This window comes from Neorhizobium sp. PAMB6630, assembly GCF_058242775.1.
Window position 1 is genome coordinate 2,630,122 of the sequence record NZ_CM177836.1, and the last position, 23,017, is coordinate 2,653,138.

Consider the following 23,017-nt stretch of genomic DNA (forward strand, 5'->3'; position numbering starts at 1 on the left):
GTGCTTGAAGTTTAGATAAGCGCGATGATCAAGAAGAACATCGGCGGTTCTGGCCGGGCTTGCCCTACAACCAGAACGTGGCGGAGAGGATGGGATTCGAACCCACGATACCATCTCTGGTATACTCCCTTAGCAGGGGAGCGCCTTCGACCACTCGGCCACCTCTCCGGTGGGGAGGTGATTATTGCGGACGGCTGGCGATTGCAAGGCATTTTGCGCGTTTTGACGCATTTCCCTTGGGGAAACCCTGCAAATGCCGGAAAAGCCCTGCAACAGGGGATGTTTTTACGCCAGAAGCAGCTTCAGGTCTGCCGCCGCATCGGCCAGAATCGCTTTATCGGGCTGGCGACCGAGGTCGAGCAGCTTTTTGCCGGTCACATAGGCTTTTGCATCGTTGATGGCATCTACCGCGATGAACCGGCCCTTGGCGAAATACCAGACGGAAACGGCTCCTTCGCGCGCGCCTGGACGGACCAGCGTTTCGTCATAACCTTGGTTGAAGCCGGCGATCTGCAGCTTGACGTCATACTGATCCGACCAGAACCAGGGTTTGGGCTGATAGGCCTGCCCTCCCCCGGCAATGATTGCCGCAGCCGATTCGGCCTGGTCCACGGCGTTCTGCACTGATTCGAGACGAACCTGCGTGCCTTCGTAAGGAAGGCTGACGCAATCGCCGACGGCAAAGATGTGGCGATCAGAGGTCCGCGCTGACGAGTCGACGGTGATTCCGTTGGCCACATCAAGGCCGGCGGTCTTGGCCAGCATGTCGTTTGCCGTCACGCCAATGCCGACGATGACGAAATCCACGTCGATGACGCTGCCATCGGAAAGTTCGGCTGCGCAGACTTTGCCGTCTGCGCCGATGAGGCGGCGAAGACCGGTCGATTCGCGAATCTGGACGCCGTGACCGACGTGAATGGCGCGGATGATATCAGCGGTTTCCTTGGCGGCGACGCGGTTGAGGATGCGCTCGGCCATTTCGATCAGCGTCACCTCCAGGCCCTTGGCACGGGCAACGGCTGCGGCTTCGAGACCGATGTAACCGCCGCCGATGACCAGAACCCGTCGCCCGGCGCGCATCTCACCGGCCAGTCGGTCGGCGTGGCGCTTGTCGCGCATCACGTAAACGCCGTCGAGGTCGCCGCCGATGGCCGCCGGCAACATACGCGGCGTGGCACCGGTTGCCAGAACAAGCGTGCCGTACGCAAGACGCGATCCATCCTGCAGGCGCACCGTGCGGGCGGCCCGGTCGATCTCCTCGACGAAGGTCGCAAGCTTCAGTTCGACATTATTCTCGGCAAACCAGCTTTCCGGGCGCAGCAGCAGACGCGAAAACTCCATCTCGCCCATGAGATATTTCTTGGAGAGCGGCGGGCGCTGGTAAGGGGGCACGGCCTCGGCGCTGATCATGATGATCGGGCGCTCGTCCTTGAGGGCACGCAGTTTGGCGACGAGCGAAAATCCCGCCTGCCCGCCGCCGATGATGACCACCCTGTCCGACACCTTATACACTCCATCCATGAGGCGTGCGGCGGCCCTTTCCGGCAGCCGTCGATAGCCATGGGGTAACCCCGGCCCGCGGCTTCGTCAACTGTGCCAGTTTTTCCGGCTCAAGCGCCCGGAAAAACAGGAAAATCTCACGATATCGGGTATTTTATCGTTCACTTTCAGGATGTATCATACTTGAGCGGTCAAGATCGGACCGTAGCAGTCATGGGAGGGTTCCATGCCCTTGAACATCGTCAGAGATACAAAGCCGTTCATTCCTCATGACGAGGTGTTTGAAAAATTCGATATCGATCGCCCGGGCAAGATCATCTTCGTCGGGCATCGCCTCAGCACCAAGGACCAGTTGCGCTGCCTTGTGCGCAAGATCTCGCTTTATGGCGCAGAACTGGATGTCAGCCCGCATCTGCCGGTGCCGAAGAACTTCTTCCTCGAAATCCTCGGCATCCGGGATGAAATCGGCTGCACGCTGATCCGTCGTCACGAGGAAAAGGTCACGGTCGGCTTCAACATGCTGATTGACGCGGATTTCCTGCATCACGTGATCCGGGTGAGCTTCGACACCAATCACTGATGGCGGAGCATTGAAAGCTTGAAAGGCAACCGGTGACCGAACCGGAACGCGCCGGACCCGCCTTGCGCCGACATGAAACGCACCTATGCTGAGACATGATTTTCCTCACATCGGACGTACAGCATGTCGGCGTTTTCGCGTTTCACTCCCCTTGTCAGCCAATTGCCGGCCACCGTGCCCTTCGTTGGCCCGGAAGCCATCGAGCGTAACCGCGGTCTGGCGGTGAAGGCCCGCATCGGCGCCAACGAAAGCGGTTTCGGCCCCGCGCCTTCCGTGCTGACGGCCATCGCCGAGGCTGCCTCCGACACGTGGAAATATGCCGATCCCGAAAACTTTGCCCTGAAACAGGCTTTGGCGGCGCATCTCGGCTGTGGAGCGGAGAATATAGCTATCGGCGAAGGCATCGATTCGCTGCTCGGCCATATCGCCCGGATGATCGTTGAGCCGGGAACGCCTGTCGTGACCTCGCTTGGCGCCTATCCCACCTTCAATTTTCATGTGAACGGTTATGGCGGCCGGCTGGTAACGACACCTTATGTAAATGACCGGGAAGATTTGTCCGGACTTCTTGACATCGTGCGCCGGGAAAACGCGCCGCTCGTCTATTTCGCCAATCCCGACAACCCGATGGGAAGCTGGTGGGATGGCGAAAGCGTGGCCGCCTTTGCCAAGGCTTTGCCGGAAAACTGCCTGCTCATTCTCGACGAAGCCTATTGCGAAACCGCCCCTGACGGCACGACGCCGGATATCTCGGCTCTCATCGATCAGCCGAACGTCATGCGCACACGCACCTTCTCCAAGGCCTATGGGCTTGCCGGCGCGCGCATCGGTTATGTCATCACCACGCCTGCCAATGCAAAAGCCTTCGACAAGATCCGCCACCATTTCGGCATGGCGCGCATCAGCGTCGCGGCAGCGCTTGCGGCCCTTGAAGATCAGGATTACCTCGCGACCGTCACAGCCCGCATCAAGGCCTCGCGGGAGGAGATTTCCAGGATTGCGCGCGAAAACGGGTTGTCGCCGCTGCCGTCTGCCACGAATTTCGTCGCGATCGATTGCGGCCGCGACGGCACTTACGCGCGCGCTATCGTGGATGGGCTGATGGAACACGGCGTCTTCATCCGCATGCCCGGCGTCGCCCCGCTTAACCGCTGCATTCGGGTCAGCACCGGGCCGGAGGCGGATATGGCGCTTTTGGCAAAGGCGCTGCCGCAGGTTCTGGCACGGCTTGCCTGACCAAAGCCTGCACAGGCAAAAGCCGCGACGGTGCGCGGCTTTTGAAGCATAGTATAGAGTGTGGGGATGACCGCCCTGCGGCTCAGTGCATGGTCATCCAGTCACGCGCGGCCCGAAGCGCCTCGGCCAGCTGCATCTTGGTCATTGATTGCGAAAGATCCGCCCGCAGTTCGGCGGCCCGGTCGGAACCCCTGATGGCAGCAATGTTCAGCCACTTGTGCGCGGCCACCAGATCGACCGGACAACCGCGTCCGGTCGCATATTTCAGGCCCATGTCGCAGAAGGTCTCGGCGCGGGCTTCGCCTCCCATGGGGGCTGTTTCGGAAGTCTGCATGTCAAAGCGTGCCATCGTTAAGATCCCTGTTTCAGTGCCTAATGTTACGAACCCTGTTTTATCTGGCCCTCGAGGGGCACCCTCCGGATCTGCCATCTTCAAGCGGCTTTGCGATCCTTCCGGCCGGCAGGTTTTCCTGCTCGTCTGATGGCTTCACTATGCCGGACGGGCTTCAAAATTTGTCTAAAATGCATGCTTAATTTGCCGAAAACAAAATCTAAACGCTTGGTAAACCTCGCTTTTCGTTAAACATCACATGCCTTGGAAATTAAGGACTTTTGCGCCGTCTTTACCTCCCGTTCACCATGACGCGTTCATTCTTTGCTCACCATGTTTGACCAAGACATCGAACAAGGATGCAAAAAGACATCTCCTGATCCCGGTTCTCAGACGACAAATCCTGTTTACCTTTACGTGAACGTAAGCTAGATTTTGATGAGGGTGCGATCGATCTGCTGGAGGAGCAGAAGGCCTGCGCTCGCGCCATAGGGCGCATCAAATACGGCAGGATCAAACGGAGGAGTTGATGGGGATGCTTCGGAAAACAGTTTGGGCCGCAGGCCTGATGATGGCGCTGGCATCGGCTGCGGTCGCCGCCGAGCCGATCGAAGGCAACTGGAAAACCGCAAGCGGCGAGACCGCAGCGATTGCCAAATGCGGACAGGCCTTCTGCGTAACCTTGAAGACCGGCAAGTTTGCCGGAAAGCAGATCGGCCGGATGGATGGCCAAGGTAATGACTACAAGGGCGAGATTACCGACCCCGAAAACGACAAGACCTATGCCGGCACCGGCGCCGTGACCGGCAATTCCCTGAAGATGAAGGGTTGCGTGCTTGCCGTCTTCTGCAAGGCGCAGACCTGGACGCGGCTTTAGGGCCAGGGCAGCACGCGCTTCGCCCCCTCTGACGACGAAGCTGGCGGGCGAAGCAATGCCGCATCGCTGCCGGCTGCCCACCGGCGGCGCAGGGCTTCGCCAAAAAGATCATTCAATTGACGGAAAAGCGTAATTTGCTTGTTAGCAAGAGCGCTTTATAATGCATCATGAGCAAACGAATCCTTCCTTTCGCATCCGCCCACTGCATCAGCCCGGAGCCTTACGAGGCGCAGAGCTTTGACGATCCCGTTAAGGCGGTCGATGCCCTTGCCGAGCTTTACGAGCGCAATACGGCGTTCCTCATCAGCGGCTTCGACGATCTGGCACAGGGTGGTCCGGTTCGCGGCCGCTACCGGGCCTGTTATCCGCAGGTTAGCATCGAAACGACGAGTTTCGGCCATGTCGATTCGCGCCTGTCTTATGGACATGTGACGGCACCCGGCGTCTATACCACCACCATCACCCGGCCAAAACTGTTCCGTCATTACCTGAAGGAACAACTCGGGCTGTTGATGCGCAATCATCATGTGCCGGTGACGGTTTCGGAATCGACCACGCCGATCCCGCTGCATTTTGCCTTTGGTGAAGGCGCACATGTGGAAGCCTCGTCGTCGACGGTGCTGAACGACATGCCGTTGCGCGACCTGTTCGACACACCCGACCTCAACACCACCGATGACCTGATTGCCAATGGCGAATATGACCAGGTGGCGGGCGAGCCGGCGCCGCTTGCGCCATTTACCGCCCAGCGCATCGATTATTCGCTGGCGCGCCTCAGCCATTACACGGCAACAAGCGCCGAGCATTTCCAAAATTTCGTGCTGTTTACCAATTACCAGTTCTACATCGACGAATTCGCAGCCTTTGCCCGCGAACTGATGGCAAATGGTGGCGAAGGTTATACGGCCTTTGTCGAGCCCGGCAATCTCGTCACCCTGCCCGGCGCCGACAAGGGGCCGGAGCCGATTGCGCGCCTGCCGCAGATGCCGGCCTATCACCTGAAGAAAAAGGGCCATGCCGGCATCACGCTGGTGAATATCGGCGTCGGGCCCTCGAACGCCAAGACGATCACCGACCATATTGCCGTGCTTCGTCCGCATGCCTGGCTGATGGTTGGCCACTGCGCGGGGCTTCGCAACAGCCAGCGCCTTGGCGATTATGTTCTGGCGCATGCCTATATGCGCGAAGACCACGTGCTGGATGACGACCTGCCCGTCTGGGTGCCGATCCCGGCACTGGCCGAAGTGCAGAAGGCGCTGGAAGATGCGGTGGAGGAAATCACCGGGCTCGAAGGTTTTGAGCTGAAGCGGATCATGCGCACCGGCACTGTTGCCACCATCGACAACCGCAACTGGGAACTGCGCGACCAGCGCGGACCGGTCAAACGCCTGTCTCAGGCGCGCGCCATCGCACTCGACATGGAATCAGCCACCATTGCCGCCAACGGTTTCCGCTTCCGCGTGCCCTATGGAACCCTGCTCTGCGTGTCCGACAAGCCGCTGCATGGCGAATTGAAACTGCCGGGCATGGCGACGGAGTTTTACCGCACCCAAGTGCGCCAGCACCTGAAGATCGGCATTCGCGCCGTGCAGAAACTGGCGGCCATGCCGACGGAGACGCTGCACTCGCGAAAACTGCGCAGCTTTTACGAGACGGCGTTCCAGTAGGCTCGATAACGCCAACCCGGCTTGCGTCAGACGGCGCGACCGGGCCGCCGTCGCCCGGCAACGATCATCGACAGCAACGTGCCGGCAACGGAGGTGACGATGACGAGGAGATGCGTGTTGACGGCAGCCTTGCCAAGCGCTGCCACGGCACCTGCGTCGCGTCCGCCACCAAAGGCCAGCGCACCGGCGGTGATGCCGGCCGGATAGGTTCCAACGCCCCCCGGCGCATGCAGGGGCAGGACGGAGGAAAGTTCGCCACCCAGCGCACCGCCGAACCCTGCCGTTACATCCAGTCCGCCGATCAGCACCAGCACCCAGGCGAGAACCGCGATCTTGACGAACCAGTTGATCAGCGTTGCGGCCCAGGCGCGCACGAAGGCTCCCGCACTGAACGGCAGGCCTGACTCGATTTCGCCAAGCAGAGTTTCCAGCCGTGCCGGCAGGCTGCCATGCAGCAGGCGAAACAGCGGCTTGCGCGCCGCAAAACCGGCAGCCGGCAAAAGCGCAAACAGGCACCAGGCAAGCCAGGCCCAGGCATGTGCAGCCTCAAGCGCCAGCCCGACACCCGCCGCTGCCATGAGCGCGTGCAGGTCGAGCAGCCGCATGACCAGCAGCGCAGACGTGGCGCGCGTGATGGAAAGGCCGAATTCGCGTTTCATCAGCAGCGGAAAGCTCATCTCGCCGCTTCGAAACGGCAGCATGATGTTCAAGAGGTTATGCACCTGCACCAGGCGCAACAGCAGCGGAAACTGCCCGGCCGTCTCGCGCGGGAAATAGTCGTGGATACGCCAGGTGCGCAGCACATAGGTGAAGATCAGCAGCACCATTGCCGCAAGCGGCGTCAGCCATCCGGTGTCCTGCCAGAGCTTAAAAATCTGCTCCCAGCCCCAGAACCATTCGATGAAGGCGATATAGGCAAGGATCGCCAGTGCGGTGACCAGTGTCATCGCGTGGCGGATCATCCATGGCTTTTGGCTGGCAAGCCCGTCGCTGTTCATATAAAAACCGTCCAAACGGTGGATCGTGATAGACAGGTCGCGGGCTAGAACGCCATGGCCTGTCGTCTATCAGCGACGTTTAGGAGAAAGAACAGGCATCGACAACTGCCGTTGTGAACGGGCTGCGTGAAGATGCCCCTGACCTTTCGCTTTCCAACCAACGCTTTGCCACCGCCGCTTTGCAAGGTTGCGGGCCGTTCGAACACTGGGCCGCCGCTTTTTCACCAATCAGAAGAACCCTGCTGATGAAACCTGACATGCCTTCACCACCGTTGCCTCCCGCCACGTCCTTAGAAATTGACACGGAGAACGCAACACGGTGGGACATCATACTTCCCGTCCTGCTCTTTGGTTATTTCCTGTTGAATTTTCTGCTGCGCCTGCTGGTCTCGGATTCGCTCGAGTTCGACGAAGCGGAGCAGGTTGTCGCGTCGCAGTGGTTCGCATTCGGCTACGGGACCCAGCCTCCCTTCTACAACTGGCTGCAATATCTTGTCTTTTCTGTCGCAGGCGTGTCGATTGCCTCGCTTGCCGCACTGAAGAACGCCATCCTCCTGGGGTTCTACCTGTTATCCTGGAGAACGGCGCGGCTTCTGCTGCCCCGGCCTGAGCATGCGGTCATCGCGACGCTCGGGCTGCTGACCATTCCGCAGGTGGCCTTCGAATCGCAGCGCGACCTGACACATACCGTCGGCGCGATCATCTGTGCCGGCCTGTTCCTGTACGGCCTGTTCTTCACGCTGAAGAAGCCGACGCTCGGGAGTTATGCCGTGACCGGCCTTGCGACCGGGCTGGGGCTGGTGGCGAAATACAATTTCGCGCTTTTGCCCGCCGCAGCGTTCCTGGTCGTGCTTATTCATCCGCAATGGCGCAAACGGGTGTTCGACATCCGCTTCCTCGCCACGGCTGCACTGGCGCTTCTCGCGGTTGCTCCGCATGCCACCTGGTTACTCGGCAATCTCGACATGGCCTCGCAAAACACGCTGTCGAAAATGCAGGAAAGCGGCTCCCTGCCGGTGCGCTTTCCGTTTTTCACGGGCGTCACGTCGCTGATCATTGCCGTGATCGGCTTTGGCGGTCTGACAGTCCTGTCCTACTGGCTCGCATTCGGAAACGGCTTCCTCAAAAGCCGAAGCGCCGGCAACCCCTGGACACAGTTCATCGAATACATGCTGCTTGCCATGGCGGCCTGCATGCTGCTGGTGCTTCTCCTGACGGGAGCCGAGCATGTGAAGGACCGCTGGCTTGCCCCGCTTCTGGTGGTCCTGCCGCTTTATTTCACGCTCAAGCTTTCCTCTGCGGGGAGACTGACGGCAGAAGGGATGCGGCGCTTCATCACCCTTGCGCTTGCCATCATGGTGATTGTGCCGACGATCCTTGGCGTGCGCCTCTATCTGCCGCAGTGGACGGGGGAATACGAGAAGCTGAACTATCCCCATCACGCCTTCGTCGATCGGCTGCTTGAAGACGTGGGCAAGCGGCCGAGCCTGATCCTTGCAGGCGACACCCATCTCGGCGGCAATCTGCGCCTGTATCTGCCGGACGTGCCGGTCTACTCGGGCTTCCTGCCCTCATTCCAGCCAAGCTACCGATGGGATGATGATCACCCCATCGTTGCGGCATGGCACAGCGATACCGACAAGATCGGCGAGATCCCGCCGGACCTGCGTGCCGCGATCGACCGGTTTGCCGGCCCGTCCATCCGGATCGAGAGGCACACCGTTGGCCTGCCTTACATCCATGGGGCCGACGGAGACCTGTATCACTTCGGTTACGCCGTTATCTATCCGGCGTATTGACGAGGCAGCGGCACTGGCAACGCCGTTGCTCTTGATATAACAGGTCCCTCACAGCATACACGGTAGGCGCCTGAATGGCGGCCTTGAGAGCAGGTCCGGACGCGCTGCGCGAGGAACCGAGCGAGGAGAAAACAGGTGCAGTCAGTTGTAACACCGGTGGAAGGCGTGCCGGAGGCCGTGCCGATGGAATTGTCGCTGGTCGTTCCCATCTTCAACGAAGAAGAAAGTGTGGGGCCGCTGATTACCCGCATCGAAGAGGCGATGGTCGGCTGTCCCTATCCGTGGGAGCTGATCCTTGTCGATGATGGCAGCACGGATGCAACGCTTGCCAGTGCCCGCAGCGCCATAAACCGCCCGGGCCTTGACCTGCAGGTTGTGGCTCTGCAGCGCAATTTCGGCCAGACGGCTGCCATGCAGGCAGGCATTACCCATGCCCGCGGACGCCTGATCGCCACCCTCGACGGCGACCTGCAGAACGATCCGCGCGACATTCCAGACATGGTGAAAGAACTGGAGCGGCGCGAACTGGATCTGCTCGTCGGCTGGCGAAAGAACCGTCAGGACGGACTTTTCCTGCGCAAGATCCCATCCTGGATCGCCAACCGGCTGATCGGCCGCATCACCGGCGTGCGCCTGCACGATTACGGCTGCAGCCTGAAGATCTATCGCGGATCGGTGATCAAGCAGGTGCGGCTGATGGGCGAAATGCACCGCTTCATCCCTGCCTGGGTGGCCGGCGTCGTGCCGAGTTCACGCATCGGCGAAATGCCGGTGACCCATCATGCGCGCCAGCACGGCACGTCCAAATATGGCATCTCGCGCACCTTCCGGGTGATCCTCGATCTGCTTTCGGTGATGTTCTTCATGCGCTTCAAGGCGCGGCCGGGGCATTTCTTCGGTTCGCTGGGGCTCGCACTTGGCGCGCTCTCCGGCCTCATCCTCACTTACCTGTTCATCGACAAGTTCATCATGGGCAATGATATCGGCACGCGGCCGCTGTTTCTGGTCGGCATCATGCTGTTTCTGTCGTCCATGCAGCTGATCACGACGGGCATCCTCGCTGAAATGCTGGCGCGGACCTATTATCGAGACGAAAATTCCCTGAGCTATATCGTGAGAGATGTTTTCAGCGGTGAGCACCCGAATTCATAAATTCCTCGTCCGCCATCCGGACGTCGTCATCTGGCTGATTCTCGGCTATTTCGTGCTGTGCGTGCTTCTGCGGGTCATTCGCTCGGAAAGCCTGCAGAACGACGAAGCCGAGCAGGCCTTTCAGGCGCAGATGCTGCTGATGGGTTATGGTCGCCAGCCGCCGTTTTACAACTGGCTGCAATATGGCATCGTCGACCTCTTCGGCCTGTCGGTGGCAACGATATCGCTGTTGAAGAACGGGCTGCTGTTTCTCTGTTGCCTGTTTTATCTCATCGCAGCCCGCATGGTGATCAACGACCGGCGCCTGCCGTTCGTCGCCATGCTGGGCGTTCTCGCCGTCCCCTCCGTGACCATCCTCGCGCAGCGTGACCTCACCCATGCGGTGGCAACGCTCTGTCTTGTCTCGCTGTTTCTCTGCGCGCTTCTGCACGTCCTGAAGCGCGCGAGCCTGGCAGGTTATCTGGTGCTTGGCGTCACTGTCGGCATCGGCGTCATCACCAAATACAATTTCGTCATCCTGCCGATGGCAGCCATTCTCGCCATGCTGCCGGATGCGGAATTTCGCCGCCGACTGTATGACTGGCGGGTCGTCCCGGCAGCACTTGTGGCCCTCGCCATTGTCACGCCGCATCTGGTCTGGGTTCTCTATCACCTTGACCTGGCAACGGTGGATACGGTCAACGCCATGCACGAAGGCGCATCCGGCGATGCCGTGAAGGACACAATCCGGGGACTCATCTCCATTGTCGAGGCGACGGCCGAGGGTTCGGCACCGGTGCTCCTGCTGTTCGGGCTGGTGTTTTATCGCGACATCGGCGCTGCCGTGCGGGCGCAAAGCCGCTGGACGCGCCTTGTTGGCGGCATGATCATCGCCTCGCTTGTCATCGTGGCGCTGATCGGCATCGGCTTCGGCGCCTCCAGCATCCGCCAGAAATGGCTTTCGCCCTTCCTGCTGCTGCTGCCGCTTTATCTGGTGCTGAAGCTCGATGCAGTCGAAGGCGACATGCGCCAGTCAGTGGCACGCATGGCGCCGCCGCTTCTTGGCATCGTCACCGGCTTTTCGGTCTATCTGGCGCTGAGCAACCTTATCGGCCCGCTGATCGGCGACTACGGCAAGGAACACATTCCATACCGCCCCTTCCTTGAACAGGTGATGGCGGAACGTGGAGAACGGCCGTCCTACATCGTCAGCAGCGACCTGATGCTGGCTGGCAATGTGCGCCTGCCATTGCCAACGGTGCCGGTTTTCATACCGGGCACGCCGGAACCGGTATCCCTGCAGGCGGTGGCTCATCAGGGCGCGGGACTGGTCGCTTGGCCGGCAAAACCCGGCGATACCGACCTTCCGGACACGGTTGCCCCGTTCCTAACAGCACATGGACTTGTGGTTGACGAAAGCACCGGGCCGCGCCAGACGGCAGTGCCCTATCTGTTTTCAGGCGGACGCCAGACCTTTACCTTCGGTTATGCGTGGGTGAAGCAGGCGCCTGCCCCGGCGCGCTGAGCCTTACCGCAACAGCCTACCGAGAAACCGTATCTCGCAGGTGATCGAGCCCGGCGCGCAACGTCTCCACCATCTGGTCGACCTCGGCGCGTGTGATGATCAGCGCCGGTGAGGCGAGCATCCGGTCTCCCGTCGCGCGCATCACCAGTCCGTTTTCCAGGCAATGGTTGCGCACGAGGGTGCCGGCATCGTCAGGCTTTTCAAAGCGCCGGCGCGTCGCCTTGTCGCTGGCAATCTGTACCCCGGCAATCAGCCCGACCGCATCGACGGCGCCGACGATCTCGTGATCCTCCAGTGTTTTCAGGGCGGCTGCAAAATAAGGGCCGATATCGGTGCGCACCCGCTCCACCAGCCCCTCCTCCTCGATGATGCGCAGATTTTCAAGCGCTGCCGCCGCACAGACAGGGTGGCCGGAATAGGTGAAGCCGTGGTTGAAATCGCCGGCATCCTCGATCATCACACGCGCCACGCGGTCGCTGACGAGCACGCCGCCGATGGGCAGATAACCAGAGGAAAGCCCCTTGGCGATGGGCGCCAGATCCGGCTCGAAACCAAAATGCTGATGGCCGAACCAGGTGCCCAGCCGGCCGAACCCGCAGATCACCTCATCGGCCACCAGCAGGATGTTGCGCGCCTTGCAGATGCGGGCAATTTCCGGCCAGTAGCTGGCGGGCGGCACGATGACGCCGCCGGCCCCCTGGATCGGTTCGGCGACGAAGGCTGCGACATTGTCCTCGCCCAGTTCATCGATCCGCGCCTCCAGTTCGCGGGCCATTTTCAGGCCAAAGTCGTCGGGCGTCAGGTCACCGCCATCGGCATACCAGTAGGGCTGGCCGATATGGGAAATGCCCTCGATGGGCAGATTGCCCTGCTCGTGCATATGCTTCATGCCGCCAAGCGATGCGCCGGCAACCGTTGAGCCGTGATAACCGTTGCGACGCCCAATCACATGGGTTTTTGTCGGGTGGCCAAGCGCCTTCCAGTAGACGCGGGCCATGCGAAACCAGGTATCCGTCGCCTCTGACCCGGAATTGGTGAAGAAGACGTGGTTGAGGCTGCCCCCGGCATAACCGGTGATCTTTTGCGCCAGCAGCGTCGCCGGTTCGTTGGTCGTGCCAAAGAAGGTGTTGTAATAAGGCAGCTCGTTCATCTGTCGCGAAACGGCGTCGGCGATCTCTTTGCGGCCATAACCGATATTGACGCACCAGAGGCCGGCAAACGCATCGAGATATTGTTTGCCCTGTGCATCCCAGATGTGAACCCCCTCGCCCCGCGCGATGATCCGCGTGCCCTTGGCGTTCAACTGTTTCATGTCGGAAAACGGATGCAGGTGATGCGCCGCATCGATGGCAGAGAGGTTCGACAGGGTCTTGGCGGCGGTCACGGCATCCCTTTCGCACATCGATTGTCCCGCGCCGGTCGCGGGCACGATGTGCCTGATTGTAAGGCGGTTTCTGATCGGCTACGAACATGGCCTAACGACACCATGTTTGGCAAGGCTTGAGCCTGCCCGACGAACCGGGGCACCGCATGACCGAGACGCCGTCATCTGCAACCAACAGCTATCCCGCCGAACCGCGCATTGAAATCCTGCTGGTCGGGATGAACGGCGACCTGCGCGGCAAGCAGATCCCGCTTTCGGCGCAGAAGAAAGTGTGGGACGGCACGGTGCGGTTGCCCTCGTCCACCCAGTCGCTCGACATCTGGGGCGACGACAATGACGACATTACCGGGCTTTCGCTGACGATCGGCGATCCGGACGGGCTCTGCATTCCCGATCCGCGCAGCAGCGCACCCATGCCCTGGGCGCCGCAGGGCTCGCTGCAGGTGCTCGCCACCATGCACGAGATGGATGGCAGCCCAAGCTTCATGGACCCGCGCGCCATCCTGGCCGGGATGCTGGATCGCTACAAGGCGCGCGGCCTGACGCCGGTCGTGGCGACGGAGCTGGAATTTTATCTGGTGGAAGACGATTTTCGCGAGACCGGGCGCCCGCGCCCGCCTGCGCGTCTCACCTATCGCGGTGATCCGAACGGCTACCAGCTCTATGACATGGGGGCCGTCGATGCGCTCGCCGATTACCTGACGACGCTGCGCGCCTGGGCGAAGGCGCAAGACCTGCCGGCCGATGCGACCACGGCGGAATTCGGCCCCGGCCAGTTCGAGATCAACCTTCTCCACCGCGCCGATGCGTTGGCCGCCGCCGACGACTGCATTTTTCTGAAGCGGCTGGCCGAACAGGCGGCCCGCCGCCATGGCCTCAAATCCACCTGCATGGCAAAGCCTTATGGCGATCATGCCGGTTCCGGCCTGCATGTGCATGCCAGCATCGTGGATGCCGACGGCCACAATATCCTCGATGCGAAAGGCGGCGATCCGGTGCGGCTCAAATCCGTCTGCGCCGGCATGCTCGATACGATGCGCGACGCGCAGCTGATCTTTGCGCCCTTTGCCAATTCCTACCGGCGGTTCCAGCCCGGCTCGTTTGCGCCTGTCGATATCGACTGGGGTTTTGGCCATCGCGGCACTGCGATCCGCATTCCCGACAGCAACGGGCCGGCGGCCCGCATCGAACACCGCGTGGCCGGAGCAGACGCCAATCCGTATCTGCTGCTGACGGCCATTCTGGGTGGTATGCTGAGGGGCCTCGATGAAACGCTCGATCCCGGCCCCGCCACTGAACCGGGCGGCCAACCGCCCGGCAACCGTCGACTGACGCATGATTTCCTGACCGCCGTCGAGGAATTTTCCGCCTCGCCCTTCATCGCCGATATCTTTGGGGCGCGGTATGCAAAACTCTTTGGCGATACGAAGCGCAAGGAAGCCATCACTTTCCTTCGCACCGTCTCCGATTTCGATTACCGCACCTATCTTCCCCGCATCTGACAGGGTTCAGAGCGCCGCCGGCTCCTCCGCCCGGCCCTCCTGGGCCTGAACCTGAATATTGGGCTGTTGCGGCTTGCGCACCAGCACCTTCAACTCGCCGGCGTGGATCTTCAGCATGACGTCGCGGTCCATCGGCAGAAGTTCGCCGTCGATGACGCAGCGAATATCCTTTCGCGCACGCGGAAAATGCAGTTCCAGTTCAGTAACGGTTACGGCCTGCACCGCCTCGTTGTCCGTCATGCGTCCACGCAGGATATCGAAGGTCAGGCGCGCGACGCCAAGCGGCGTCAGCGCATCGGCGGTGTAGAACCCGAGATGCCCTCCGGTGACACTGTCGGCATACATCAGCGAATCGCTGCCGAATTCATTATTGGAAACCGAGATCGCCGAGACCTTGCGCACGCCGCGCTCCCCTTCAGCGTTAAATTCCACCTCGAAGACCGGTGGATTGAACATCACCCCGAGCGCTGCCCGCGCACTGGCGCGCATTTTCCCCAGACGAGACGCATAGGTCATCTTGTTGCGGTAACGGATCATGCGCGCATGCAGGCCGGCGGAAAACTGGTGGACGAAGCTTCGACCGTTGGCGCTGGCAATATCCACCGCCAGAACCTCGCCTTCTGCCAGCACCTCCAGCACCTGCCAGATATCCAAAGGAAGCTTCAGAGTGCGGGCAAAGAGGTTCATCGTGCCGGCGGGCACGATGCCGAGCGTCAGCCCGCTTTTCCAGGCGATGCCGGCTGCCGCAGATATGGTGCCATCGCCGCCGCCGGCAATCAGCCCGTCGACGCCTGGCGTTTCGGCCACGGTCTTCATCGCGTCGACCACCTCGTCACCAGCGACGACCCGGCACTCGATGTCATGGCCTGCGGCCCGGAACGCCTGCACGGCTCGCGCGCAGTAATCCTCCATGTCCGTTGTCTTGAAGGTACCGCCGTCGCGGTTGAAGATGGCTATGAGCTTCATGACTGGGTTCCGAGTTGGCAGCGCCACAGAACGACGCAGCCTGTGAAATGGTTGCTTCTGATGATCCGGACAAGGGCTTTAGCGGTGTGAGCGTCTATCATCATTATTGCGCAGCCATCATTTACACTCTCCCGCACTGCAAAATAGTATGGTAACCTTAGCAAATAGAGCCGTGCCCCTCTCGGCTTACCCCCAATCACGGACAGCCCCCTGAACGCCATTCTGGCGATCAGCTTATGCTTGCGAACACCATGACAGATGTGACTGCCTCTTCATCCGCCGCGCCAGACATGGCCCGCGTGTCCACGCCGACCTCGCTGTCGCCTCTCACCGTCACGCTGATCGAATGCGCGCTGGCGGTCGGTGGCTTCGGCATCGGCACGGGTGAATTTGCCATCATGGGCCTGTTGCCTGACGTGGCCGATACCTATGGCGTCACGATCCCGCACGCCGGCCATGTCATCACCGCCTATGCGCTTGGCGTCGTCATCGGCGCGCCGGTCATTGCCGCACTGGCAGCCCGCCTTAGCCGGCGCACGCTGTTGCTGATGCTGATGTCGCTGTTTGCGCTCGGCAATATCCTGAGCGCGATCGCGCCGGAATTCCTGAGCTTTACCCTGTTGCGCTTCATCTCCGGCCTGCCGCACGGCGCCTATTTCGGCGTGGCGGCGCTGGTGGCAGCCTCCATGGTGCCACCCAATCGGCGCGCGCGTGCCGTCGGTCGCGTCATGCTGGGGCTGACCATCGCCACCCTTGCCGGCACGCCGGTTGCCACCTTCGCCGGCCAGATGCTGAGCTGGCGGGCGGCCTTCCTGCTGGTCGGCGGCATCGCGCTTGTAACGATGACGCTTCTCTGGCTCTTCCTGCCGCAGGACAAGGTCGAGGAGGGTGCAAGCATCCGCCGGGAACTCGGTGCGCTGAAACGCGTGCAGGTCTGGCTGGCGCTGGCCGTGGCGGCCACCGGCTTTGGCGGGATGTTTGCCATTTTCAGCTATATCGCGGCCACGACCACGCAGACGGCAATGATGCCGGTGGCCATGGTCTCCATCGTTCTCGCCCTTTTCGGCATCGGCATGAATGTCGGTAATGTCGTGGGCTCGCGCCTCGCCGACCTGTCGCTGACAGGCACGATCGGCGGCGTCATGGTCTTCAACATCGTTGTCATGACCGTGTTCGGGCTGACGGCCAGCAATCCGATCATGCTCTGCCTCTGCGTTTTCCTCATCGGCTGCGGTTTTGCGGCCTGCCCGGCCGTACAGACGCGGCTGATGGATGTGGCAGCCGACGCTCAGACGCTGGCTGCTGCCTCCACCCATTCCGCCTTCAATATCGCCAATGCGCTCGGCGCCTGGCTCGGCGGACTGGTGATCACCTGGGGTTATGGCTTTGCTGCGACCGGTTATGTCGGCGCCATCCTCTCCGTCATCGGGCTTGCGGTCTTCCTCTTCTCCGTTGCGCTGGAGCGCCGTCAGACAGCCTGAAAGGGCGTTTATTCGGATTTTTCAGCCGGGTTGCGTGCAGATTCCCTTTTGCAAGCTGAACGATTGTCATTTACGATCTCCTCATAGAGCAGAGGGGGACACTGCCATGGCAATTTCAGACAGCGGACGCATGCCGTCCGCAAGCGCGCTTTTCGCCAGCAACTGGTTCGGCTATCTGGCGCGAACGATCCTGACATTCATGTTCTGGGGAAGCGGCCTGTCGAAGCTGATCGACTTTCCGGGCGGCGTCGCCGAAATGGCGCATTTCGGGCTTCAGCCGGCGGCGCTTTTTAATGTCGCCGTCATCATCACGCAGCTGGGCGGATCGGCGCTGATCATTTTGAACCGGCACGTATGGATCGGTGCCGGTGCTCTTGCTGTGTTTACGCTGCTCACCATCCCCATCGCCCATGGTTTTTGGGCCATGGAGGAACCGATGAAGACGATCGAGTTTTACGTGGTCGTCGAGCATCTGAGCATTGTCGGCGCCATGATGCTGGTTGCCTGGAAGTGCCGCTGAGGTGCCGGCAGAGCGGGCGCCCTCCAGCCTTTGTCAGGCCTGCGCTTCCTGAATGACCACCACGCGGTCGCCCACCTTGACGTGTTTGTAGAGGTCGATCACGTCGTGGTTCATCATGCGCACGCAGCCGCTCGACATGGCGTGACCAATCGACTCCGGCTGGTTGGTGCCGTGGATGCGGAAATGCGTGTCATTGCCACCGCGGTAGAGATACATGGCGCGCGCCCCGAGCGGATTATTGGGGCCGCCGGGCATGCCGGCTGCATATTTCAGGTTCTTGTGCGGCTCGCGGCGGATCATGTTGGCGGTCGGGGTCCATGTCGGCCATTCGGCCCGGCGCCCGACATAGGCATTACCGGAGAGCGCAAGGCCGGCGCGTCCGACACCGATGCCATAACGCAGCGCGCGGCCGTTCTCGAGCACGTAGTAGAGCCGGCGCGCCGGGGTATCGACAACAATCGTGCCCGGCTTTTCGCTGGTCACGTAGTCCACCTCGGTGCGGCGCAGTTCGGGTTGGATCTTGTCGATCGGGACCTGACGCAGGGGAAATTTCTCCTCCGGCAAGGCGGCATAGTTCAGTTGCGGATTGAAGGTCGTTGCAGAGCAGCCTGCGAGAAACAGCGGCAGTCCGAACATCAGGCCGCGGCGTGAGATCGACATGAATGTGTCCTTGTTGCGGTGATTTCTTGATCACCCGCAACTTACGGACATTATGGTTAATGAATGTCTAACCCATGCCGGAACGCTGGCGATATCGCCCCATTGCCGCAACAGGAAACTATTCGTCCGGGCAAGGCCAGCTGGCTGGCACCGTCAGCCCCTGCGGCAGCTTGGTGGTGTTGTCACCGCAGGAAAGGGCAATCTGCTCCTGCTTGAGGCCCGTCGCCCGCGTCAGATCCACGCCTTCGATGCGCGTCAGAAACATGAAGGCATCATTGAAGTCGACGGGGCCGGCAAAGCTTGCATTGTGAAACAGCGCCCGCGACAGGTTGGCCATGGCGAAATGGGTGTTTTCGAACGTCGCCCGATAGAAGATTGCCCGGCCAAGCTCTGCCTTGGTGAAATCGGCATTGCGCAGATCGGCGCTGCTGAAATTGCCGCGCTGCAATTCTGCCGCCACGAAGCTTGCCCCCGTCGCCTTCACGGCGGTGAAATCGCTGCGATATCCTTCCGCCTTGTCGAAATCGGCCCCTGTCAGGTCCGATTGTGCAAGCGAGGTGCGCACGAGACCCGCCTTGGTGACGTTTGCGCCCTTCATGCTGCTGCGGCCAAGATCTGTCATGCTGAAATCGGCATTGGCGAGATTGGCGCCGTCGAAATTGCTGCCATCCAGCATCAGCATGCGCTTCTTGCAATCGCTCCAGTCAACCGAGGGCCCGGCATCCTGACGGCATTTTCCCACAGCACTGGTCGGCTTTGCGGGAAAGATCACCAGAAGACCGCCGGCCGCGGCAACGACCAGAATGAGCGAACGCATGCGCGTGCGGCGGCACGTTGCCACCCACACCCTGAACCGTCTGCCGAACACCGCCTTTTTCACGCCAACCGCACCTTTCAGGTCCTTGCCGTTACCCCATATCCGGTCCGTATGAAGATCTTACGGCATTTTGGCCGATCTGCACAACCGCCTCACATTACATGCTCGGATAGACCGGCCCTTCGCCTCCCTGCGGCGGCACCCAGTTGATGTTCTGGTTGGGATCCTTGATGTCGCAGGTCTTGCAATGCACGCAATTTTGCGCGTTGATCACGTAAACCTCCTCGCCATCCTTCTCCACCCATTCATAGACGCCGGCCGGACAGTAACGTGCCGACGGGCCTGCATAGACCCCAAGCTCCGAACGCTTCTGAAGTTCCATGTCCTTGACCTTCAGATGAACCGGCTGGTCCTCCTCGTGGTTGGTGTTGGACAGGAAAACCGAGGAAAGCCGGTCGAAACTCAGCACCCCATCCGGCTTCGGATAGGCGATTTTGCTGTGCTTGGCCGCTGGCTCCAGCGAAGCGGCATCGGTCTTGCCGTGCTTCAGGGTAAACGGCGAGGTGCCGAAAATCTGGTTGATCCACATGTCGAGACCGCCGAGCGCCACGCCGATGGCCGTGCCGAAGCGCGACCACAGCGGCTTGACGTTGCGCACCCGCTTCAGATCACGCCCGATATCGGTCGAGCGCCATTCGTTTTCGATCGCGACCGGCTCGTCATTGGCGCGTCCCGCGGCAATTGCTCCGGCGATCTTTTCCGCCGCCAGCATGCCTGAGAGAACCGCATTGTGGCTGCCCTTGATACGCGGCACGTTAACGAAACCGGCGGAACAGCCGATCAGCGCGCCGCCCGGGAAGGACAGTTTCGGCACCGACTGATAGCCACCTTCGGTAATGGCGCGAGCGCCATAGGAGATGCGCTTGGCGCCCGCAAAGGTGTCGCGGATGGCCGGATGCGTCTTGAAGCGCTGGAATTCCTCGAACGGCGACAGATAGGGGTTCTTGTAGTTGAGGTGAACGACGAAGCCGACGGCCACCAGATTGTCGTTGAGGTGATAGAGGAAGGACCCGCCGCCGGTCTTCATGCCAAGCGGCCAGCCGAAGGAATGCTGCACCAGACCTTGTTTGTGCTGCTCCGGCTTCACCTCCCACAGTTCCTTGAAGCCGATGCCGTATTTCTGCGGTTCGCGGTCCGCATCGAGCTTGAATTTGGCGATCAGCTGCTTGGCAAGCGAGCCACGCACACCCTCGCCGATCAGCACGTATTTGCCGAGAAGTGCCATGCCGCGCGTATAATTGGGGCCGGGCTCGCCGTTCTTCTCGATGCCCATGTCGCCGGTGGCGACACCGATCACAGCGCCGTCGTCATTATAAAGCACCTCCGTGGCGGCAAAGCCCGGATAGATATCGATGCCGAGACCTTCGGCCTTTTCGGCCAGCCACCGACAGACGAGACCGAGCGAGACGATGTAATTGCCATGGTTGTTCATGAGCGGCGGCATGAAGGCGTTCGGCAGGCGAACGGACCCGGCAGGCCCCAGAAACAGGAACTGGTCGTCCGTCACGGGCGTCACGAAGGGATGCCCCTCCTCCTCACGCCAGCCGGGCAGCAGCCGGTCGATACCGATCGGATCGACCACGGCACCGGAGAGGATATGAGCGCCCACTTCGGCACCCTTTTCCAGAACGACGACGGAAAGATCCGGATTGACCTGTTTGAGGCGGATCGCAGCCGATAGACCTGCCGGCCCTGCCCCCACGATCACCACGTCGAATTCCATGCTTTCGCGCTCAGGAAGCTCCATATCGCTCATTCTTATGCTCCGCTTGACCTGTTCCCCATCATTCCCTCCTCCTTGTCAAAACAAACACGGCTTGTCGAGCCGGGTTGCGACGGCGGCTGGTCCTTGGGCACAGGCTCCTCCTCGATTTTCAGGAAAAGGTATATGACGTTTACGTTCACGTCAATATTTTCGCACTGACGGATAGGATCCGCCTGTTGCAGGGGACGGGTGGGCCTGCCGCTTGCGATTGCATCCTTAAGATCAACCCTCCCGGTCTTTGACCCGGTCGAGCCAGAAAAAGTAATGTCTTTCGTCTCCGGCAATGCTCATGGCGCCAAGCAGCCTGTTGTCATTGACCTTGCGGAAATGATCGATGATCGGTTGGCGATCATAGGCCATGCCAGAGCTTGTGACGCCGCGAAAACGCACGTTCCTGACCGCTGCCACCGTGGCCTTGGCGCGCATTGCCTTCACGAGATAGTAAAACAGGCTTTTGGCGATGCGCCGGCGCCCGATCCCGCCGAACCGCAAAGCAAACCGGACCGGAATACCGGCCGGATCGACCGGGATCAGCCGATGCTCATCCCAAAAAAACAGAAGCGCATCGGCACGTCCATCCGGGTGGAACCGCTTGCCGTACCAGCCAAGATTTTCCAGCACGCCATCCAGCGGATGGCCGGTTGCAAGTCCACGGCCGCGCCAGAGCCCATGGATGGCCTCCGGTTCCACCGGCTGAAGACTGTCGAAAAGCGCAAAAGCGTCCTCTTCGTTTCCTGGTATCTGCATGCTCACCCCGTTTCCCGGCCGATGTCGGCCAGACCGTCAAAGGCCCATTATGAACTGTGCCGAACGCATAGGCATCGAAAAAGATGCGCTATGCTCCACGCATTTGACGGCTGATAACCGGGTTTCGCTGCAGGTTGCGGCTTGCAATCGGCTGTCGTTTTGCCTTCTATCGCACCAAGACGACAGCGCAGGAACGCAAGCGACCATGGTCAAGGAACCGAAACTCGAACATTCCGAATTCTCCGGTGAATTCGAAGACGACGGCGTAACCGTGCTGGTCGATATCTTCCGCCCCGCTGGCACGCAGGTCGACTGGCAGATGGAAGTTGTCAGCCAGGATGATGACGTCACCTCCTGGGACGAACCGTTTGCCACCGACCGCGATGCCTGGGAAGAGTTTCTGGCAACCGTGGAGCGCGATGGCATTCGTTCGTTCCTCGAAGAACCACCCGCCTCAACCCACTGACGCACAAGCGTCCGCGGTGTCTGACGACACCTCCAGATGCGCACTCCCCCATTTGCGGTGGCGGTCGCGTTGAAACCCAAGGCTCCGCTTGTTAACCTTGCGGCAGCAGACTGACAGTCAGGAAGGACTTATTCATGGATTTCGGCATTTCCGGCAAGCGCGCCCTCGTGCTCGCCTCGTCGCGCGGGCTTGGCCTTGGCATTGCGACGGCACTGGCGCGCGAAGGTGTGCATGTTCTTCTGTGCGGGCGAAGCGGTGACCGCCTGCAGGCCAATTGCGATGCGATCAACGCCGAAGGCAAGGGCAAGGCCGACTGGGTCTGGTCCGATCTTGCCGAACCGGATGCCGTCGCAAATCTTCAGAAAGCCGTTGCGGAAAAGCTCGGCGGCGTCGACATTCTCGTCAACAATACCGGAGGCCCGACGCCGGGCACGGCCGAGGATATGAACGCGGACAAGCTGGAACAGTTCTTCCAGAGCATGGTGCTGAGCGTGATTTCCGTCACCAACGCCTTCCTGCCGGCGATGAAGGAACAGGGTTTTGGCCGCATCCTCACGGTCGCCTCCTCCGGCGTCATCGAACCGATCGGCAATCTTGCGCTGTCCAACACGCTGCGCGGGGCGCTTGTCGGCTGGAACAAGACGCTGGCAACCGAAATCGCCGGCCATGGCGTCACGGCAAACCTCATCCTGCCCGGCCGTATCCACACCGACCGCATCGACGAACTGGACGGCGCCAATGCCAAGCGCCAGGGCAAGTCGCTGGAAGACGTGCGCACCGCCTCCATCAAGACCATTCCGGCCGGTCGGCTTGGAACGGTGGAGGAATTTGCCGCCGTCGGTGCCTTCCTCTGCTCGGCACCGGCAGCCTATCTCACCGGCTCGATGATCCGCGTCGACGGCGGTGCAGCAAAATCTCTTTGATCGAATTGACCGCCGCGAAAGCAAGTTTCGCGGCGGCGCTCCATCTTTAGGGGACATTACCGGAATTTAAGGTGATTTTGTC

Annotated in this window: 21 protein-coding genes and 1 tRNA gene; 12 read left to right on the top strand and 10 right to left on the bottom strand. The window is 60.8% G+C overall.

The annotated features are described in order from the left end of the window. Positions 1-78: 78 nt before the first annotated feature. Together AC4CWF_RS12600 and AC4CWF_RS12605 are read right to left on the bottom strand one after the other, a co-directional pair. Positions 79-168, bottom strand: a tRNA-Ser gene (locus AC4CWF_RS12600). A gap of 117 nt (positions 169-285) precedes the next feature. Beyond that, positions 286-1,503, bottom strand: a complete 1,218-nt coding sequence (locus AC4CWF_RS12605) for an NAD(P)/FAD-dependent oxidoreductase (protein ID WP_491281997.1) — start codon at positions 1,501-1,503, stop codon at positions 286-288. Between the two features lie 223 nt (positions 1,504-1,726). Between AC4CWF_RS12605 and AC4CWF_RS12610 the strand changes: the two genes are divergently transcribed. Together AC4CWF_RS12610 and AC4CWF_RS12615 are read left to right on the top strand one after the other, a co-directional pair. After that, positions 1,727-2,080, top strand: a complete 354-nt coding sequence (locus tag AC4CWF_RS12610) for a hypothetical protein (protein ID WP_491281998.1) — start codon at positions 1,727-1,729, stop codon at positions 2,078-2,080. 123 nt (positions 2,081-2,203) lie between these two features. Beyond that, entirely contained in the window at positions 2,204-3,316 is a 1,113-nt protein-coding gene (locus AC4CWF_RS12615; protein WP_491281999.1) for a pyridoxal phosphate-dependent aminotransferase, read from the top strand. 82 nt (positions 3,317-3,398) lie between these two features. Here AC4CWF_RS12615 and AC4CWF_RS12620 read toward each other — a convergent pair whose 3' ends face one another. Further along, positions 3,399-3,665, bottom strand: coding sequence for a sel1 repeat family protein (locus AC4CWF_RS12620; RefSeq protein WP_491282000.1), 267 nt, complete (start codon positions 3,663-3,665; stop codon positions 3,399-3,401). 517 nt (positions 3,666-4,182) lie between these two features. Between AC4CWF_RS12620 and AC4CWF_RS12625 the strand changes: the two genes are divergently transcribed. Both AC4CWF_RS12625 and amn read left to right on the top strand, forming a co-directional pair. Continuing rightward, complete coding sequence (locus AC4CWF_RS12625) at positions 4,183-4,524, top strand: DUF2147 domain-containing protein (RefSeq protein ID WP_491282001.1); 342 nt, start codon at positions 4,183-4,185, stop codon at positions 4,522-4,524. 167 nt (positions 4,525-4,691) lie between these two features. Beyond that, positions 4,692-6,191, top strand: coding sequence for an AMP nucleosidase (gene amn, locus AC4CWF_RS12630; RefSeq protein ID WP_491282002.1), 1,500 nt, complete (start codon positions 4,692-4,694; stop codon positions 6,189-6,191). A gap of 26 nt (positions 6,192-6,217) precedes the next feature. Here amn and AC4CWF_RS12635 read toward each other — a convergent pair whose 3' ends face one another. Continuing rightward, the gene (locus AC4CWF_RS12635; protein ID WP_491282003.1) at positions 6,218-7,189 is read right to left on the bottom strand and encodes a lysylphosphatidylglycerol synthase transmembrane domain-containing protein; all 972 of its coding nucleotides are present in this window, start codon (positions 7,187-7,189) and stop codon (positions 6,218-6,220) included. 362 nt (positions 7,190-7,551) lie between these two features. Between AC4CWF_RS12635 and AC4CWF_RS12640 the strand changes: the two genes are divergently transcribed. From AC4CWF_RS12640 to AC4CWF_RS12650, 3 genes are all read left to right on the top strand, one after another. Continuing rightward, on the top strand, positions 7,552-8,988 hold the full coding sequence (locus AC4CWF_RS12640) for a glycosyltransferase family 39 protein (RefSeq protein ID WP_491282004.1): 1,437 nt from the start codon (positions 7,552-7,554) through the stop codon (positions 8,986-8,988). A gap of 183 nt (positions 8,989-9,171) precedes the next feature. Further along, positions 9,172-10,140 carry a glycosyltransferase family 2 protein gene (locus AC4CWF_RS12645; protein WP_491285388.1) on the top strand — a complete coding sequence of 323 codons (969 nt, stop codon included), beginning with the start codon at positions 9,172-9,174 and terminating at the stop codon, positions 10,138-10,140. Then, positions 10,121-11,644 (top strand): ArnT family glycosyltransferase, encoded by a 1,524-nt coding sequence (locus AC4CWF_RS12650; RefSeq protein WP_491282005.1) that lies wholly within the window; start codon positions 10,121-10,123, stop codon positions 11,642-11,644. The genes AC4CWF_RS12645 and AC4CWF_RS12650 overlap by 20 nt, the downstream gene beginning before the upstream one ends. Positions 11,645-11,660: 16 nt before the next feature. Here AC4CWF_RS12650 and AC4CWF_RS12655 read toward each other — a convergent pair whose 3' ends face one another. Beyond that, on the bottom strand, positions 11,661-13,046 hold the full coding sequence (locus tag AC4CWF_RS12655; RefSeq protein ID WP_491282006.1) for an aspartate aminotransferase family protein: 1,386 nt from the start codon (positions 13,044-13,046) through the stop codon (positions 11,661-11,663). Positions 13,047-13,174: 128 nt separating this feature from the next. On the opposite strand from AC4CWF_RS12655, the gene AC4CWF_RS12660 reads away from it, so the two are divergent. Next, positions 13,175-14,530, top strand: coding sequence for a glutamine synthetase family protein (locus AC4CWF_RS12660; protein ID WP_491282007.1), 1,356 nt, complete (start codon positions 13,175-13,177; stop codon positions 14,528-14,530). 6 nt (positions 14,531-14,536) lie between these two features. On the opposite strand, the gene AC4CWF_RS12665 is transcribed toward AC4CWF_RS12660, so the two are convergent. Next, the gene (locus AC4CWF_RS12665) at positions 14,537-15,496 is read right to left on the bottom strand and encodes a diacylglycerol/lipid kinase family protein (protein ID WP_491282008.1); all 960 of its coding nucleotides are present in this window, start codon (positions 15,494-15,496) and stop codon (positions 14,537-14,539) included. Between the two features lie 290 nt (positions 15,497-15,786). Here AC4CWF_RS12665 and AC4CWF_RS12670 point away from each other — a divergent pair, with 290 nt between their 5' ends. Together AC4CWF_RS12670 and AC4CWF_RS12675 are read left to right on the top strand one after the other, a co-directional pair. Continuing rightward, positions 15,787-16,977 carry an MFS transporter gene (locus AC4CWF_RS12670; protein WP_491285389.1) on the top strand — a complete coding sequence of 397 codons (1,191 nt, stop codon included), beginning with the start codon at positions 15,787-15,789 and terminating at the stop codon, positions 16,975-16,977. A gap of 106 nt (positions 16,978-17,083) precedes the next feature. Next, the gene (locus AC4CWF_RS12675) at positions 17,084-17,497 is read left to right on the top strand and encodes a DoxX family protein (protein ID WP_491282009.1); all 414 of its coding nucleotides are present in this window, start codon (positions 17,084-17,086) and stop codon (positions 17,495-17,497) included. A gap of 33 nt (positions 17,498-17,530) precedes the next feature. Here AC4CWF_RS12675 and AC4CWF_RS12680 read toward each other — a convergent pair whose 3' ends face one another. The 4 genes from AC4CWF_RS12680 to AC4CWF_RS12695 form a co-directional block, all read right to left on the bottom strand. After that, positions 17,531-18,157: a L,D-transpeptidase gene (locus AC4CWF_RS12680; RefSeq protein WP_491282010.1), complete on the bottom strand. Its 627-nt coding sequence runs from the start codon at positions 18,155-18,157 to the stop codon at positions 17,531-17,533. Between the two features lie 118 nt (positions 18,158-18,275). Beyond that, the gene (locus tag AC4CWF_RS12685; protein WP_491282011.1) at positions 18,276-18,974 is read right to left on the bottom strand and encodes a pentapeptide repeat-containing protein; all 699 of its coding nucleotides are present in this window, start codon (positions 18,972-18,974) and stop codon (positions 18,276-18,278) included. A gap of 157 nt (positions 18,975-19,131) precedes the next feature. Continuing rightward, positions 19,132-20,790 (bottom strand): electron transfer flavoprotein-ubiquinone oxidoreductase, encoded by a 1,659-nt coding sequence (locus AC4CWF_RS12690; RefSeq protein ID WP_491282012.1) that lies wholly within the window; start codon positions 20,788-20,790, stop codon positions 19,132-19,134. 231 nt (positions 20,791-21,021) lie between these two features. Beyond that, the gene (locus AC4CWF_RS12695; RefSeq protein ID WP_491282013.1) at positions 21,022-21,546 is read right to left on the bottom strand and encodes a DUF4334 domain-containing protein; all 525 of its coding nucleotides are present in this window, start codon (positions 21,544-21,546) and stop codon (positions 21,022-21,024) included. 205 nt (positions 21,547-21,751) lie between these two features. On the opposite strand from AC4CWF_RS12695, the gene AC4CWF_RS12700 reads away from it, so the two are divergent. Next, complete coding sequence (locus tag AC4CWF_RS12700; RefSeq protein WP_491282014.1) at positions 21,752-22,012, top strand: hypothetical protein; 261 nt, start codon at positions 21,752-21,754, stop codon at positions 22,010-22,012. Positions 22,013-22,146: 134 nt separating this feature from the next. Then, a complete protein-coding gene (locus tag AC4CWF_RS12705) occupies positions 22,147-22,935 on the top strand; it encodes an SDR family oxidoreductase (protein ID WP_491282015.1) in 789 nt (262 codons plus the stop codon). Positions 22,936-23,017: the final 82 nt, after the last annotated feature.

Bases quoted from the DNA above. Each gene is read 5' to 3' on its own strand.
- AC4CWF_RS12665 (WP_491282008.1), bottom strand. From the start codon at position 15,496: ATGAAGCTCATAGCCATCTTCAACCGCGACGGCGGTACCTTCAAGACA.
- AC4CWF_RS12690 (WP_491282012.1), bottom strand. From the start codon at position 20,790: ATGAGCGATATGGAGCTTCCTGAGCGCGAAAGCATGGAATTCGACGTG.
- AC4CWF_RS12705 (WP_491282015.1), top strand. From the start codon at position 22,147: ATGGATTTCGGCATTTCCGGCAAGCGCGCCCTCGTGCTCGCCTCGTCG.
- AC4CWF_RS12685 (WP_491282011.1), bottom strand. From the start codon at position 18,974: ATGCGTTCGCTCATTCTGGTCGTTGCCGCGGCCGGCGGTCTTCTGGTG.
- AC4CWF_RS12695 (WP_491282013.1), bottom strand. From the start codon at position 21,546: ATGCAGATACCAGGAAACGAAGAGGACGCTTTTGCGCTTTTCGACAGT.
- AC4CWF_RS12615 (WP_491281999.1), top strand. From the start codon at position 2,204: ATGTCGGCGTTTTCGCGTTTCACTCCCCTTGTCAGCCAATTGCCGGCC.
- AC4CWF_RS12670 (WP_491285389.1), top strand. From the start codon at position 15,787: ATGGCCCGCGTGTCCACGCCGACCTCGCTGTCGCCTCTCACCGTCACG.
- AC4CWF_RS12635 (WP_491282003.1), bottom strand. From the start codon at position 7,189: ATGAACAGCGACGGGCTTGCCAGCCAAAAGCCATGGATGATCCGCCAC.
- AC4CWF_RS12620 (WP_491282000.1), bottom strand. From the start codon at position 3,665: ATGGCACGCTTTGACATGCAGACTTCCGAAACAGCCCCCATGGGAGGC.
- AC4CWF_RS12680 (WP_491282010.1), bottom strand. From the start codon at position 18,157: ATGTCGATCTCACGCCGCGGCCTGATGTTCGGACTGCCGCTGTTTCTC.
- AC4CWF_RS12610 (WP_491281998.1), top strand. From the start codon at position 1,727: ATGCCCTTGAACATCGTCAGAGATACAAAGCCGTTCATTCCTCATGAC.
- AC4CWF_RS12700 (WP_491282014.1), top strand. From the start codon at position 21,752: ATGGTCAAGGAACCGAAACTCGAACATTCCGAATTCTCCGGTGAATTC.
- AC4CWF_RS12645 (WP_491285388.1), top strand. From the start codon at position 9,172: ATGGAATTGTCGCTGGTCGTTCCCATCTTCAACGAAGAAGAAAGTGTG.
- AC4CWF_RS12675 (WP_491282009.1), top strand. From the start codon at position 17,084: ATGGCAATTTCAGACAGCGGACGCATGCCGTCCGCAAGCGCGCTTTTC.
- AC4CWF_RS12660 (WP_491282007.1), top strand. From the start codon at position 13,175: ATGACCGAGACGCCGTCATCTGCAACCAACAGCTATCCCGCCGAACCG.
- AC4CWF_RS12655 (WP_491282006.1), bottom strand. From the start codon at position 13,046: ATGTGCGAAAGGGATGCCGTGACCGCCGCCAAGACCCTGTCGAACCTC.
- AC4CWF_RS12625 (WP_491282001.1), top strand. From the start codon at position 4,183: ATGCTTCGGAAAACAGTTTGGGCCGCAGGCCTGATGATGGCGCTGGCA.
- amn (WP_491282002.1), top strand. From the start codon at position 4,692: ATGAGCAAACGAATCCTTCCTTTCGCATCCGCCCACTGCATCAGCCCG.